Source organism: Micromonospora sp. CNZ285 (assembly GCF_004637285.1).
The window spans coordinates 4,723,198-4,737,410 of record NZ_SPQD01000001.1; the positions used below are offsets into that span (position 1 = coordinate 4,723,198).

Here is a 14,213-nt window from a genome sequence, read left to right on the forward strand (position 1 = left end):
CGAGCGGGCGGCCGGGCGACGCGTCCCGGTCAGACGTCGACAGGCGACGGCGCGGTCAGGTTGGCCCGGGCGAACTCCAGCGACTCCCGCAGGTCCGCCTCCCGGACCGCGCGGCTCTTCGCGCCCCGGGTGGTCACCTCCACCGCCACCGAGCCGGTGAACCCCCGCCCGGCCAGCGAACGCAGCATCTCCGCGCAGGGCTGCCCGCCGCGACCGGGCACCAGGTGCTCGTCGCGCCCCTCGCCGGTGCCGTCGCCCAGGTGCACGTGCGCCAGCCCGGAACCCATCCGGTCGGCCATCGCCATCGCGTCCGTGTGCGAGGCCGCGCAGTGCGACAGATCCAGCGTGTACGAGGCGTACCCGATCTCGGTCGGATCCCAGCCCGGCGCGTACGGGACGAACTGGCGCCCCGCCATCCGCACCGGGTACATGTTCTCCACCCCGAAGTGCAGCCCACCGAACTGCCCGGCGATCGTGTCGAGGCCGTCGGAAAAGGTGCGCGCGTAGTCACGCTGCCAGGTGAACGGCGGATGCACCACGACGGTGGGCGCCTCCAGCGTCTCGGCCAGCTCGGCGGCCTTACGCAGCCGCTCCCACGGGTCGGGGCTCCACACCCGCTGGGTGACGAGCAGGCACGGGGCGTGGACCGACAGCACCGGGACGCCGTAGTGCTCGGCGAGGCCGCGCAGCGCGCCCGCGTCCTGGCTGACCGGGTCGGTCCAGACCATCACCTCGATGCCGTCGTAGCCGAGCTCGGCGGCGAGCTGGAACGCCGCCGCGGTCCGTTCGGGAAAGACCGAGGATGTGGACAGGAGCACCGGAACGCGGTAAGTCACAGCTCCGAGGGTAGCTCCAACCGCCAGCGAGCATCGGGACGAGCAACCGCAAAGCAACCCAGAGCGCTCGTACGGTCACATCGGCGCGAGCTGATCCAGCCGGCGCAGGATGACGCCCTCCCGCAGCGCCCACGGGCAGATGTCCACGCAGTCCACGTCGAGGCGGCGCATCACCGCCTCCGCCACCACCGCGCCGGCGAGGAGCTGGTGCGCCCGCTGCGCGCTGACCCCCTCCAACTCGGGCAACTGGGCCGGCGGGATGTGCCGCACGAACCCCAGCACCTGCCGCAGCCCGGTACGGGTCAGGCTGCGGCGCGCCCACAGACCCGCACCCGAAGGCGCGGCGCCGGCCAGCCGAGCCAGCGTGCGGAACGTCTTCGAGGTGGCGACCGGACGCTCCCAGCCCACCGCTGTCAACTGCTCCACCACCGGGTCGAGCTGCGCGTCCACGTATGCCCGCAGTTCCTCCACGGCCTCGGCCGACGGCGGCGCCGTGCCGGCCGGATCCACGGCGAGCCGCTCCCGGCTGAGCCGCCCCGCGCCGAGAGGCAGCGAGATCGCCACGTCCGGGTGCTCGTCGATGCCGGCGGCCAGCTCCAGCGAGCCGCCGCCGATGTCCATCGCCAGCAGCCGCCCGGCGGACCAGCCGAACCACCGCCGCACCGCCAGGAACGTCATCCGCGCCTCGTCCGCGCCGGAGAGCACCTCCAGGCGTACGCCAGTCTCGTCGCGGACGCGCGCCAGCACGTCGGCGGCGTTCGTGGCGTCGCGGACCGCGCTCGTCGCGAACGCCAGCAGATCCTCGGCGCCCAGCCCGTCAGCCGCCGCCCGGGCCATGCCGACCGCCTTGACCAGGCCGTCCGCGCCGCCGTCGGTGAGCGCGCCGTCCGGCCCGATCTGCTCGGCCAGCCGCAGCACCACCTTCTCCGAGTGCGCCGGCCAGGGATGCGCGCCGTGGTGGGCGTCGACCACCAGCAGGTGCACCGTGTTGGAACCGACGTCGAGGACACCCAGTCGCATGGGGAAGACCCTAGGGCCAACACGTTTCGTCGGCTCGGCGGCCGGGCGGGGTCACCGCGCGTACGCTGGTCCGAGTGACAGGGCAGATCGAGCTTCACGTGCTGGTGGACGACCCCGAGGACCCGCGCAGCCGCGAGGTCGGGCTGGACTTCCCACGGGAGTGGATCGAGTTCGTCGACCCGGCCGACGCGAAGCACGTCGTCCGCGCCGACCTGACCTGGCTGCTGTCCCGCTGGACGTGCATCTTCGGCAAGGGCTGCCACGGCATCATCGCCGGGCGGGCCGCCGACGGGTGCTGCTCGCACGGCGCGTTCTTCACCGACTCCGACGACGAGAAGCGCGTCCGGGCCGCGGTGAAGCGGCTGACGCCGGAGACGTGGCAGCACTTCCGGCGCGGGTTCAAGAACTGGACCGAGAACGACACCGTCGACGGCAAGACGCCGGCCCGGCGTACCGCCACCCGCGACGTGGACGCCCCGTGCGTGTTCCTCAACGACGCCGACTTCGCCGGCGGGGGCGGCTGCGCGCTGCACGCCCAGGCGCTGCGCGACGGGGTGCACCCGCTGGAGTACAAGCCGGACGTCTGCTGGCAGTTGCCGGTACGCCGTGACCAGGAGTGGCACAAGCGGCCCGACAACACGAAGGTGCTGATCTCCACGCTGGCCGAGTTCGACAGGCGCGGCTGGGGCGCGGGCGGGCACGACCTCGACTGGTGGTGCACGTCCTCCACCGACGCGCACGTCGGCGCCGAGCCGATGTACGTCTCGTACGGGCCGGAGCTGACCGCGCTGATCGGCGCGCCCGCGTACGCGAAGCTGGCCGAGCTCTGTTCCGCCCGGCAGCGCCAGGGTCAGATCGCCCCGCACCCCGCAAGCGAGTGAAGGCCGGCACCCCTTGGTTCGGGGTGCCGGCCTTCGTGTCTCTTACTTGTTCCAGTGCTCGGCTACCAGGTCGGCGGCCTGCTGCTCCCACTGGGCGTAGTGGTCGGGGTAGGCGGAGACCTGGACGGTCTGGGCGGCCTTGGTCAGCGGCATGTCCTGCCAGCCGTCGACCTGCTTCAGACCCTTCAGGAACGCCGTGGTGGAGTACTCGGGGTCGGTGATCTGCTCCACCGTGCCCCAACCACTGGAGGGGCGCTGCTGGAACAGGCCCTGCGAGTCGTGGTCGTTACGGTCACCGAGGTGGCCGAGGTTCTCCAGCTTCGACTCCTGCAACGCGGTCGCGATGGAGACGACGGCGGCGCGCTCGTCCATGCCGGCCTTCTTCGTCGCCGCGATGATCGCCTTCACGTTCTTGACCTGCTCGTCGTTCAGGTCGATGCGCGACTGGTCGCCCTGGACGCCGTGCGGGATCAGCTTGTCACCCTGCACGCTCACGCTCACCGGCTTCGCCGCGTGGGTGGTGTCGGCGGCGTGGGCGGCGACCGGACCGGCGAACACGCCACCGGTGAAAGCCAGACCAGCGATACCGAGAACGCTCTTCCGCAGAATCGTGTTCATCACAAGTGCTCCATTCGGGGGTCGACGCACCCGGGGGATGGGGATGCGTGGGCACCGTCAGGCGCTCAAAAGACTTCGGGAGGATCCGGCTGCTCGCGGGGCACGGGGAGTGCTGCCTTTGCGCGGCGCCGGAAGCATGTCCAACGACCCACCACCCGGCATCATTCCCGGGCCGGCTCACGCCGTCGGAACCATGTTCAACGACCAGCCGGCCGGGATGATTCCCGGGCTCGCGGATGCCACCTCGCTCGCAGGGGGGCGCCGCCGGTGCTCGGTCGTTCACCCGGTTACAACGCCACCCACCCGCCAGCGATTCCACCGCCAGAGTGCCGCCCACCACCCCCGAACCAGACACCCCCACCCACGCCGGCACGGATGGCACACACGCGCCCGCCGTCGACGCGGTCGATCATGAAGTTGGCGGCGACAAACCGGACACCAAACACCGCCAACCTCATGATCGACGCGACCTCGGCGGACTGACCCGGGGCGAGAGCGCGGGCGCCGCCGATCACACGCGCGATCTTGCAGTTCGAGCCCTTCCGGCGCCCCATTCAGGCGATTTGCGGGGTACCGAAGTGCAAGATCGGCGAGCGGGGGGATCTTGGAAGTCTGCCCCGAGAGCGTCGGCGCAACCTGCCCTGCCCCGGCGATCTTGGAGTTGTGGCACCTCGCGAAGGGTGCCATAACGGGCATGTCGTGGTGCCACAACTCCAAGATCGGCGACGGCGAGGGCCGAGGGCGGGCCCAGTGGGCGGGCGGGGAGGGGATCAGGGCTCGAACTTGTAGCCCAAGCCTCGCACCGTGACGATGTAGCGCGGGGCGGACGGCTCCGGCTCGATCTTGGAGCGCAGCCGCTTCACGTGCACGTCGAGCGTCTTGGTGTCGCCCACGTAGTCGGCGCCCCAGACCCGGTCGATCAGCTGACCCCGGGTGAGCACCCGCCCGGCGTTACGCAGCAGCAGCTCCAGCAGCTCGAACTCCTTGAGCGGAAGCTGCACCCCGGCGCCGCCGACAGTCACCACGTGCCGTTCGATGTCCATCCGGACCGGGCCGGCGGCGAGCGTCGGCGCGCCCGTCTCGTTCGACTCGGCGGTCTGCCGGCGCAACACCGCCCGGATGCGGGCGACCAGTTCACGCGGCGAGTACGGCTTGGTCACGTAGTCGTCGGCGCCGATCTCCAGCCCGACCACCTTGTCGATCTCGCTGTCCCGCGCGGTGACCATGATGATCGGCACGTGCGAGCGCTGGCGGAGCTGCCGGCAGACCTCGGTGCCGGACATCTCCGGCAGCATCAGGTCGAGCAGCACGATGTCGGCGCCGGTCCGGTCGAACTCGGTGAGGGCGGCGGGGCCCGTCGCGGCGACGGAGACCTCGAACCCCTCCTTGCGGAGCATGTAGGACAGGGCGTCGGAGAACGACTCCTCGTCCTCGACCACCAGTACGCGGCTCAACGGGTGTTTCCTTTCCTGTGGTCAGACCTGCCGGAGCTCGGCCGGGCCGGCCTCGATCCCAGCGGAGGCGAGTGTCGTCTCCAGGTCGTCCGGGGGGCGCGCGGGCAGCCGGAGAGTGAACGTCGACCCCCCACCAAGGGTGCTCGACACGTCCACCCGGCCGCCATGGTTGCTGGCGATGTGTTTGACGATGGCGAGGCCCAGGCCGGTGCCGCCGGTGGACCGGGAGCGGGCCTGGTCGGCCCGGTAGAAGCGCTCGAAGATCCGGTCGACCTCGTTCGGGGCGATGCCGATGCCCTGGTCGGCCACGGCGATCTCGACGTGTTCCTCGGTGCCGGTGACAGTCACCCGGACCGTGGTGTCCTCGCCGGAGTAGTTGATCGCGTTCTCCACCAGGTTCGCCACAGCGGTGGCGAGTTGGCTGTCACTCCCGTACACGGTCAGGCCCCGCTGCCCGCCGACGGCGATCTCCACCCGGCGCGCGGTGGCCGCGGTGCGGGTGCGGTCGACGACCTCGGCGAGCACCCAGTCCACCGAGACCGGCTCGGGGGCGGGCTGCGGTTCGGCGCCCTGGAGGCGGGTCAGTTCCAGCAGTTCCTGCACGAGGCGGCCGAGCCGGGTCGACTCGTGCTGGATCCGCTCGGCGAACCGCCGCGCGGCGACCAGGTCCTCGGACAGGTCGGGCGCGCCGTCGGCGGCCGGTTCGGTGGCGTCGACGAGCGCCTCGGCGAGCAGTTGCAGCGCGCCGATCGGCGTCTTCAGCTCATGGCTGACGTTCGCGACGAAGTCCCGGCGTACCCGCGCCAGACGGTGCGACTCGGTGACGTCGACCGCCTCGATCGAGATGTAGCCGGAGCCCAGTCCCATCGCCCGCAGGTGCACGCCGAGCGGGTTGTCACCGCCGCCGTCGCGGCCCCGGGGCAGGTCCAGCTCTATCTCGCGCCGCACGCCCGTGCGGCGGACCTGCCCGGCGAGGGTACGGATCAACGGGTGCGCCGCGATCGACCCCGGCGTCGCCCCGGTACGGAGCAGACCCATCGCCCGGGCGGCCGGGTTCACCAGCACCGGCACGTCGTCCGGGCCGAGCACCACCACGCCCGCGCGCAGCGAGTCGATCGTCTTGCGGCCGAGCCCGGATAGGCCCCCCTGCTGGTCGTCCGGAATGGTCGTCCTCCCTGCGTCACGACGGAGGAGCCCGCCGCCCCGCGGCGCCCGGCGGCGCCGCCATTCGTCAACGGGTCCGGACAGCAGCGCCCCGGCGACCAGCCCGGTCACCAGCGCTCCGGCCACCACGATGGCCACCGCCCATTCCACCCGGCGATCGTAGGGTCATTGTTAACCCAGGGATCGGGCACAAAGGGACGAACCACTCTCGCTTTCGGCAAAGTTCACCTGCGGGCCCCGCGTCGTTCATCCGCGTTCACCCTGGTGCCGACCGTTCGGCCTAGCGTGGGGCGCGCACCTGCTCCTGCCGTACCCCATGGGGGTGGCGGCCACCGACCCCAGGAAGTGACGATGCGCGACGAGTTCCGGGCCGACCTGCAGATTGTCAGCCAGTTGCTGGTGGACATGGCCGAGGCGGTACGCGCGGCCATGCGGCAGGCCACCAAGGCGCTGCTCACCGCCGACCGGACGGCCGCCGAGACGGTGATCGCGCGGGACGCCGAGATCGACGACCTCTACCGGCACGTGGAGGAGCGGGTCTGTGACCTGCTGGCCCGGCAGGCGCCGGTCGCCTCCGACCTGCGGGCGATGATCACCGCGTTGCACGTGGCAGCCGATCTGGAGCGGATGGGCGACCTGGCCGACCACGTGGCGAAGACGGCGCTGCGCCGGCACCCGTCCCCGGCGGTGCCGGCGGAGCTGCGGCCGGTCTTCACCGACATGGCCGGGATCGCCGACCGGATGGCCGAGAAGATCGGCTCGGTGCTGGCCAAGCCGGACGCCGACGTGGCCGCCGAACTGGACCGCGACGACGACGCGATGGACGACCTGCACAAGAGCCTGTTCGGCGTGCTGCTCGGCGACGACTGGCCGTACGGGGTGGAGACGGCGATCGACGCGACGCTGCTGGGTCGCTTCTACGAGCGTTTCGCCGACCATGCGGTGAACGCGGGCGAGCACGTGGTCTACCTGATCACCGGTTCCACGTCCGGCTGAGGACCGTGGGCGGGGCCGCCTCGGGGGAGGCCCCGCCCACGCCGCCTCAGCGGCCCTGGTTCGCGACCGCGGCGGCGGCGTCCTTGGCGGCCTCCGGGTCCAGGTACGTCCCGCCGAGCACCTGCGGACGCAGGTCGGCGTCCAGGTCGTAGCGCAGCGGGATGCCGGTGGGGATGTTCAGCTTGGCGATCGCGTCGTCGGAGATCTGGTCGAGGTGCTTGACCAGGGCGCGCAGCGAGTTGCCGTGCGCCGCCACCAGCACCGTCCGGCCGGCCAGGATGTCCGGCACGATCGAGTCGTACCAGTAGGGCAGCATCCGGTCGACGACGTCCTTGAGGCACTCGGTGCGCGGCATCAGCTCGGTCGGCAGCAGCGCGTACCGGGGGTCGCCGACCTGCGACCACTCGTCGGCGTCGTCGATCGGCGGCGGCGGCGTGTCGTACGAGCGGCGCCAGAGCATGAACTGCTCCTCGCCGTACTCGTCGAGGGTCTGCTTCTTGTTCTTGCCCTGCAGGGCGCCGTAGTGGCGTTCGTTGAGCCGCCACGACCGGCGCACCGCGATCCAGTGCCGGTCGGCGGCGTTCAGCGCCAGCTCGGCGGTGCGGATGGCCCGGCGCAGCAGGCTCGTGTGCACCACGTCCGGCAGCAGGTCGTGCTCGCGCAGCAGTTCGCCGCCGCGCCGCGCCTCGGTCTCCCCCTTGGCGGTCAGGTCGACGTCGACCCAGCCGGTGAAGAGGTTCTTGGCGTTCCAGTCGCTCTCGCCGTGCCGCAGCAGGACCAGCGTCCCGACGGTGGGCCCCTCGCTCGCAGTCATGCCGATCATCCTGCCGTACGGCGCGGGCGGACACGCGGCGACCTGTGGTGACGACCACCACGTGGAAAACCTGATGACCACGGCTCCGGCCCGGCACTAGGTTGTAAGGCGTCTTAAAGAGGTCGGTCATTACCATTCGGGGGGCGTCGGGATGCGGACGGTACGGGGCTGGTTCCAGGACACAGCCGGTGGCCTGCCACGGACGTTCTGGTACCTCTGGGCCGGCACGCTGATCAACCGGCTCGGCTCGTTCGTCCTGATCTTCCTGGCCATCTACCTGACCCAGGAACGCGGCTTCTCCGCCTCCCAGGCCGGACTGGTGATCGGCCTCTGGGGTGCCGGCGGCGCGGTCGGCACCACCATCGGCGGCACCCTGACCGACCGCTGGGGACGGCGGCCCACGCTGCTCACCGCGCACGTCGGCGCGGCGGGCATGATGATCGCGCTCGGCTTCGCCCGCCCGCTCTGGGCGGTCGCCGTGGGCGCGCTGCTGCTCGGCGCGTTCGCCGAGGCGGCCCGCCCCGCCTTCGGCGCCATGATGGTCGACGTCGTGCCGGACAAGGACCGGCTGCGCGCCTTCTCGCTGAACTACTGGGCCATCAACCTCGGCTTCGCCTGCGCGGCCGTGCTCGCCGGCTTCGCCGCCCAGGGCAGCTACCTGTTGTTGTTCCTGGTGAACGCGACCACCACACTCGTGACCGCGCTCATCATCTTCGCCAAGGTCGGCGAGACCCGCGGCCCGGTCACCGCGCTCCCGGTCAAGGGGATGCCGACGCCGGCCGGGGCGCTGCGCACCATCCTCGCCGACCGGGTGTTCCTCGGCTTCGTCGCGCTCAACCTGCTCGCCGCGCTGGTGTTCCTCCAGCACATCTCGATGCTGCCGATCGCGATGGGCGACTCCGGGCTCAGCCCGGCCACCTACGGCTCGGTGATCGCACTGAACGGCGTGCTCATCGTGGTCGGCCAGCTGTTCGTACCCCGGCTCATCAAGGGCCGCAGCCGCTCGCACGTACTGGCGCTCGCGGCGCTGGTGATGGGCGCCGGGTTCGGGCTCACCGCGTTCGCCGACACGGTCTGGCTCTACGGCCTGACCGTGCTGATCTGGACCGTCGGCGAGATGCTCAACTCGCCGTCGAACGCCACCCTGATCGCGGAGCTGTCCCCGGCCGCGCTGCGCGGCCGCTACCAGGGCGTCTTCTCGCTGTCCTGGCAGCTCGCCGGCGCCGCCGCGCCGATCCTCGGCGGCCTGGTCCGGGAGAACGCCGGCAACAGCACGCTCTGGCTCGGCTGCGCGGGCATCGGCGTCGTGGCGGCGGTCGCCCACCTGATCTCCGGCCCGGCCCGGGAGCGCCGCGCGGTCGCGCTGCGCGCCGTGGGCACGCCGGTCACGCCGGTCACCGTCACCGCCTCCCCGGCGCCCGAGGCGGGCGAGGCCGCGGCGACCGCACCCGCCGCGCCAGTCCGGGCCGGTTCCTGAGTACGCCCCGACGCAGCCGCCCGGAGGCCTGTGGATACGGTACGGGAAGGAATCGGTAAGGAAACCTTCCTGGAGGACTGGTGCACGGCCTGCGGCGCTGGTGGGACGACACAGCCGGCGGACTGCCGGCCACGTTCTGGTACCTCTGGTCCGGCCTGCTGATCAACCGGGCCGGCGCGTTCGCGCTGCTGTTCCTGTCGCTCTACCTGACCGCCGCGCGGGGCGCACCGCCGTCGCTGGCCGGGCTGGTGGTCGGCGCGTACGGGATCGGCGGCGCGGCCGGCACGCTGCTCGGCGGCGTCCTGGCCGACCGGTGGGGACGGCGGGCCACGCTGCTCGCCGCCCACCTGGCCGCCGCCGTCCTGATGGCGGCGCTGGCGTTCAGCACGCACCTGGCGGCGATCGCCGTACTCGCCACGCTGGTCGGGGTGGCGCACTCGATGCCCAGCCCGGCGTTCGTGGCCGCCATCGTGGACGTGGTGCCCGAGGCGCGCCGCTCCCGCGCGTTCAACCTGCAGTTCTGGGCGTTCAACCTGGGCATGGCGGTGGCGTCGCTGCTGGCCGGCATCCTCGCCGAGGCGAGCTTCACGGCGCTGTTCCTGGTCGACGCCGGAGCCACACTGGCGGCTGCTGTGGTGATCGCGCTGAAGGTGCCGGAGACGATCACCCGGCGGCCGGCGCTCACGCCACGGGCGGTGGTGGGACGCCGTCCCGGGCTGCACACGGCGCTGACCGACCGCACGTTCCTGGTGTTCGTCGGGCTGACGTTCCTGCTGGCCGTGCTGACCATGCAGACCTCGACGATCATGCCGCTGGCGATGCGCGAGGACGGCCTGCGCCCGTCGGCGTACGGGCTGGTGGTGGCGCTCGGCGGGGCGCTCATCGTGGTCGGGCAACTGTTCGTGCCCCGGCTCATCGAGCCGTACCGGAAGTCGAGCGTGCTGGCCGTCTCCACCGGCCTGATGGCGCTCGGGTTCGGCGCGCTGACGGTGGCCGACGGGCTGCCGCTCTACCTCGGCGCGGCGGTGGTCTGGACGGTCGGGCAGATGCTCGCCGCGCCGCCGAACGCCCAGATCAACGCGGACCTCGCACCCCCCGAACTGCGCGCCCGCTACCAGTCGGTGTTCTACCTGACGTTCCCGGCCGCGTCGTTCGTGGCGCCGGCGCTCGGCGGGCTCAGCCTGGAACACCTCGGCGAGCGGCACTGGCTGGTGGTGGGCGCGCTCGGCCTGCTGGCCGCCGCCGGGCACCTGCTCGCCGGGCCGCGCCGGGAGCGGCGGGTGGCCGCGCTGCGGGCGGCGGCCGCGGAACCGGTGACTTCCGCCCGCTGAAGGCTCGGGAGACAACGGCAGAGCGCCCACCCCGACCCCCGTCGAGATGGGCGCTCGTACCGTACGCCCGGCGGCGGCGGGCGACACTCACCCCCGTAAGCGTCGCCCGCTCGCGCCGCCGGTTCCACGGGTGGCACCGTCCCCCAACGGTGTGCTCCACCCGATCTTCGCGTCTCGCCTGCGCGGATCTGATCGATCCACCGCTCCCCCGAACGAAAACAAGCGTGACGCGGTGCAATAAAGTTAGTTCGCCCGGATTCCGGATTCAACCCAGAACGCTGTCTTGCCCGTCACAGCGCCCGTGTCGGAAACCCGGCTGTCCGTGTTGTCGTCCCTGGAATGGCAAACACGGCGTTCCCGTCGGCCATTCCCGTAAACCTCAGCCGTCCTCGCGATTCGGGTTCTCGGTCCGGAAGAAGTTGCTCTGCCGACCGTCCCGCATCTGCTCCTGGTAGATCAGGTTCAGCCGCCGCAGGTCGAACGTGCGGAACCAGTCGTCCCAGGTGATCTCGCGGATCCGGCTGCTCTCCCGGTACCCGGGGATGTTGAACGTCAGCACCCCGGCCCGGCCCTCGCGCTCGGTGCCGGCGATGGTCGCGGGCTTCGCACCCCGCGCCCGCGCCCAGCGCTGGATCACCTCGTGGTTACGGGTGACCAGGCTCCGGCCCGGACGCTCCGGCCGGTCCGCGAGCGACGTGATGAGCTGCGACGATCCGATCGACCGGCTGGACGCCGGGCCACGGGTCGGCGCGGCCTGCGCGCCCGGCGCCTTCCGGGCCGGTGCCGCCTTGGCCCGCGACGGAGCCGCCTTGGCACGCGAAGGAGCGGCCTTCGCCCGCGACGGGGCCGCCTTGGCCCGCGACGGAGTCGCCTTCGCCCTCGACGGGGCTGCCTTCGCCCGAGCGGGCGCGGCCTTCGCGCGGGCCGTCGTCGCCCGCGACGAGGTCGCCTTCGCCCGAGCCGGGGCCGCCTTGGCGCGAGCCGGCATCGCCTTGGCCCGGGACGAGCTCGCCTTCGCCCGGGCGGGCACCGCCTTGCGCGTACCCGTCGCCTTGGCCCTGGCACCGGTGGCGCGTGCGGCCGGCGACGTGGCGCTCCGGCGGGCCGACGTGGTCCGCTTCGCCGCAGTGGTCTTCTTCGCGGCGGTGCTCTTGCGGGTCGCCGACGGCCGGCCGGCCGGGCCGGTGCTCCGCCGGGCGGCGCCGCCCTCCCCGCGCATCGTTCGCGCCAGGGTCTTCACCAGTTCCGGCTTCCGCAGCGCGGAGATCCCGGAGACCCCGCGCCGTTTGAGCTGGCTGCGGATGTCGTCCACCTTCATCCGGGAGATCGCCGACTCCGACACCCCCGGGGTGTTCGGCGTCTGATTGCCGGTTTGCCGTTTGGTCCGGGTCGCAGTCGTGCCGCGACCTGAGCTGTTGCGCTGAGCCATGGGACACGCTCCTCGACAGTCCGTCCTCGGCCCGCGGTGGGTCCCAGTGCTCCGCACCGCGCGGGGCGGCATACCCGTCAGGAGGGCTCCGAACCTCCGGCGGACGATCCGGCGGTGGCGGAAGGCTCGAAGAGGTGCGCGAACGCGGCCAGGTTGGCCGTCGACTCGCCGCGCTTGACCCGCCACTCCCACTCCCGGCGGATGGCGGTGCCGAACCCGATCTCCAACATGCTGTCGAACGACTCGTCGGCGTACGTCAGCACGGAACCGAGCAGCCGGTCCAGCTCGTCGGCGTCGATCCCGGCCAGGTTGACCCGCCCGGTCAGGTAGACGTCGCCGACCGAGTCGATGGAGAACGAGACGCCGTACATGCGGGCGTTGCGCTGGAGCAGCCAGGCCCACAGCTCCTCGCGGCGCTCGTCGGGCTGGCGCATCACGAACGCCTCGACCCGCAGCGCGTGCTCACCCACGATCAGGTTGCAGATCGTCTTGAGCTTGTGCGTGCCGGGCAGCGTCACCGCGTACGACGCCTCGCCGGTGGACTCCCACTCCAGCTCGCGCTCCGCGCAGACGGACTCGATCAGCGCGGCGACCTCACTCCTGCGGCTCATCGCACCCACTCTACGACCGGCGTACCGGGGCCGCCCGGTGGCCGGTGGCGATCACCAGGAGCACAGCGCGGCCGGTTCGCCGAGCCGCCGCGCCAGCCGGGCCCGGTGCTCGGTGATCGCCTCCCCGTAGACCGCGAGCAGGCCGGAGGCGGTGCGGTGCCAGGAGAAGTCCCGGGCGTGCCGCTCGGCGCCGCGGCCCAGCGCCGCACGGCGTACCGGATCGGGCAGCAGGCGGGCCAGCGCGCGGGCCCAGTCGACCGGGTCGTGCCCGTCGATGAGCATGCCGCTGACGCCGTCGCGTACCGCCGTCACCAGGCCGCCCACAGCGGCGGCCAGCACCGGCGTGCCGCACGCCTGTGCCTCCAGCGCGACCAGCCCGAACGACTCGTTGTGCGACGGCACCGCGACCAGGTCGGCGGCGCGGTAGAGGGCGGGCAGGTCTGCGCCGGTCTGCGGCGGGAGGAAACGCACCCGGTCGGCGATGCCGAGCGCGTGCGCCAGCTCGATCAGGGCGGTGGGCCGGTCCAGGCCGCTGCCGCTGGGCCCGCCGCAGATCACCACGGTCAGCTCGTCGGCCAGCGCCGGATCCCGCTCACGCAGCGCGGCGGCGGCGCGCACCAGCACGTCCGGCGCCTTGAGCGGCTGGATCCGGCCGACGAACGCGACCACGTACCCGTCGGTCGGCAGGCCGAGCCGGCGGCGCGCGGCCCGGGTCGCGGCGTCCCGGTCACCGGCGGCGGGACGGAACCGGTCCAGGTCGACGCCGGGTTCCACGATCGCCACCCGGTCCGGCTCGGCCGCGTACCGGTCGAGCAGGTCGCGGGCCTCGACCCGGGTGTTGGCGACCAGCCGGTCCGCCTCGGTGACCACCTGCTCCTCACCGATCACCCGGGCCTTCGGCTCGGGACGGTCCCCGGCGGCGAGGCGGGCGTTCTTGACCTTCGCGAGGGTGTGCGCGGTGTGCACAAGCGGTACGCCCCAGCGCTCCTTGGCCAGCCAGCCGACCTGGCCGGAGAGCCAGTAGTGCGAGTGGATCAGGTCGTAGTGGCCCGGCGGGCGGGCCGCCTCGGCCCGCAGCACCCCGGCGGTGAAGGCGCAGAGCTGACCCGGCAGTTCCTCCTTGGTCAGCCCCTCCAGCGGCCCGGCGGTGACGTGCCGGACGGACACCCCGGGCGCCACCTCGACCACCGGGGGCAGGTCACCGGCGGTGGCCCGGGTGAAGATCTCCACCTCGACGTCGGCCTCGGCCAGCCGCCGGGCCACTTCCAAGATGTAGACGTTCATGCCGCCCGCGTCACCGGTGCCGGGCTGGTGCAGCGGCGACGTGTGCACCGACAAGGTGGCGATACGGCGGGGCCGCGGCCACGGAAGGGCACCTCGCTGACGACCGACACCGGTGTGCAAATCCGCCACGTCCGCTCCCTCTGTCACGGTTGATGCCGTCCCGCACGACCGGCGCTTCTCGGTCAACCCGTGTGCCGGATGTCATCTTCCCCATCGGGGTACGGAAATGCTTTCCGCCGGGTCCCCGGCGTGACGGACCTCATCCCGCCACGCGGCCCGGCGACGGGAGACAATGTCC

13 protein-coding genes are annotated in these 14,213 nt (G+C 72.3%); 4 read left to right on the plus strand and 9 right to left on the minus strand.

Features of this window, described 5'->3' with window-relative positions; genetic code table 11:
• Positions 1 to 29: 29 nt before the first annotated feature.
• Both CLT75_RS21500 and CLT75_RS21505 read right to left on the minus strand, forming a co-directional pair.
• Positions 30 to 836 carry a sugar phosphate isomerase/epimerase family protein gene (locus CLT75_RS21500; protein WP_209310364.1) on the minus strand — a complete coding sequence of 269 codons (807 nt, stop codon included), beginning with the start codon at positions 834 to 836 and terminating at the stop codon, positions 30 to 32.
• A 75-nt stretch (positions 837 to 911) separates the two neighbouring features.
• Entirely contained in the window at positions 912 to 1,856 is a 945-nt protein-coding gene (locus CLT75_RS21505) for a Ppx/GppA phosphatase family protein (protein ID WP_135242189.1), read from the minus strand.
• A 74-nt stretch (positions 1,857 to 1,930) separates the two neighbouring features.
• On the opposite strand from CLT75_RS21505, the gene CLT75_RS21510 reads away from it, so the two are divergent.
• The gene (locus CLT75_RS21510) at positions 1,931 to 2,737 is read left to right on the plus strand and encodes a DUF3109 family protein (protein ID WP_135242190.1); all 807 of its coding nucleotides are present in this window, start codon (positions 1,931 to 1,933) and stop codon (positions 2,735 to 2,737) included.
• Positions 2,738 to 2,779: 42 nt separating this feature from the next.
• Here CLT75_RS21510 and CLT75_RS21515 read toward each other — a convergent pair whose 3' ends face one another.
• From CLT75_RS21515 to CLT75_RS21525, 3 genes are all read right to left on the minus strand, one after another.
• Positions 2,780 to 3,355: a hypothetical protein gene (locus CLT75_RS21515; protein WP_135242191.1), complete on the minus strand. Its 576-nt coding sequence runs from the start codon at positions 3,353 to 3,355 to the stop codon at positions 2,780 to 2,782.
• Between the two features lie 770 nt (positions 3,356 to 4,125).
• Positions 4,126 to 4,809, minus strand: coding sequence for a response regulator (locus CLT75_RS21520; protein ID WP_135242192.1), 684 nt, complete (start codon positions 4,807 to 4,809; stop codon positions 4,126 to 4,128).
• Between the two features lie 21 nt (positions 4,810 to 4,830).
• Positions 4,831 to 6,123: a sensor histidine kinase gene (locus tag CLT75_RS21525; protein WP_486485240.1), complete on the minus strand. Its 1,293-nt coding sequence runs from the start codon at positions 6,121 to 6,123 to the stop codon at positions 4,831 to 4,833.
• Positions 6,124 to 6,324: 201 nt separating this feature from the next.
• On the opposite strand from CLT75_RS21525, the gene phoU reads away from it, so the two are divergent.
• A complete protein-coding gene (gene phoU, locus CLT75_RS21530) occupies positions 6,325 to 6,969 on the plus strand; it encodes a phosphate signaling complex protein PhoU (protein ID WP_135242193.1) in 645 nt (214 codons plus the stop codon).
• A gap of 46 nt (positions 6,970 to 7,015) precedes the next feature.
• On the opposite strand, the gene CLT75_RS21535 is transcribed toward phoU, so the two are convergent.
• Positions 7,016 to 7,783, minus strand: coding sequence for a phosphoglyceromutase (locus tag CLT75_RS21535; protein WP_135242194.1), 768 nt, complete (start codon positions 7,781 to 7,783; stop codon positions 7,016 to 7,018).
• A 151-nt stretch (positions 7,784 to 7,934) separates the two neighbouring features.
• Between CLT75_RS21535 and CLT75_RS21540 the strand changes: the two genes are divergently transcribed.
• Together CLT75_RS21540 and CLT75_RS21545 are read left to right on the plus strand one after the other, a co-directional pair.
• On the plus strand, positions 7,935 to 9,260 hold the full coding sequence (locus CLT75_RS21540) for an MDR family MFS transporter (RefSeq protein ID WP_135242195.1): 1,326 nt from the start codon (positions 7,935 to 7,937) through the stop codon (positions 9,258 to 9,260).
• Between the two features lie 80 nt (positions 9,261 to 9,340).
• Positions 9,341 to 10,591, plus strand: coding sequence for an MFS transporter (locus tag CLT75_RS21545; protein WP_135242196.1), 1,251 nt, complete (start codon positions 9,341 to 9,343; stop codon positions 10,589 to 10,591).
• A 379-nt stretch (positions 10,592 to 10,970) separates the two neighbouring features.
• On the opposite strand, the gene CLT75_RS33415 is transcribed toward CLT75_RS21545, so the two are convergent.
• The 3 genes from CLT75_RS33415 to mshA form a co-directional block, all read right to left on the minus strand.
• Positions 10,971 to 11,579, minus strand: a complete 609-nt coding sequence (locus tag CLT75_RS33415) for a hypothetical protein (RefSeq protein WP_486485359.1) — start codon at positions 11,577 to 11,579, stop codon at positions 10,971 to 10,973.
• 518 nt (positions 11,580 to 12,097) lie between these two features.
• A complete protein-coding gene (locus tag CLT75_RS21555; RefSeq protein ID WP_013288782.1) occupies positions 12,098 to 12,631 on the minus strand; it encodes a type III secretion system chaperone family protein in 534 nt (177 codons plus the stop codon).
• Between the two features lie 51 nt (positions 12,632 to 12,682).
• Positions 12,683 to 14,044 (minus strand): D-inositol-3-phosphate glycosyltransferase, encoded by a 1,362-nt coding sequence (gene mshA / locus CLT75_RS21560; RefSeq protein WP_135242198.1) that lies wholly within the window; start codon positions 14,042 to 14,044, stop codon positions 12,683 to 12,685.
• Between the last annotated feature and the right edge of the window lie 169 nt (positions 14,045 to 14,213).

Excerpts from the sequence above, each read along its gene's own strand:
- CLT75_RS21535 (WP_135242194.1), bottom strand. The coding sequence starts at position 7,783 with ATGACTGCGAGCGAGGGGCCCACCGTCGGGACGCTGGTCCTGCTGCGG.
- phoU (WP_135242193.1), top strand. The coding sequence starts at position 6,325 with ATGCGCGACGAGTTCCGGGCCGACCTGCAGATTGTCAGCCAGTTGCTG.
- CLT75_RS21555 (WP_013288782.1), bottom strand. The coding sequence starts at position 12,631 with ATGAGCCGCAGGAGTGAGGTCGCCGCGCTGATCGAGTCCGTCTGCGCG.
- CLT75_RS21540 (WP_135242195.1), top strand. The coding sequence starts at position 7,935 with ATGCGGACGGTACGGGGCTGGTTCCAGGACACAGCCGGTGGCCTGCCA.
- CLT75_RS21515 (WP_135242191.1), bottom strand. The coding sequence starts at position 3,355 with ATGAACACGATTCTGCGGAAGAGCGTTCTCGGTATCGCTGGTCTGGCT.
- CLT75_RS21505 (WP_135242189.1), bottom strand. The coding sequence starts at position 1,856 with ATGCGACTGGGTGTCCTCGACGTCGGTTCCAACACGGTGCACCTGCTG.
- CLT75_RS33415 (WP_486485359.1), bottom strand. The coding sequence starts at position 11,579 with ATGCCGGCTCGCGCCAAGGCGGCCCCGGCTCGGGCGAAGGCGACCTCG.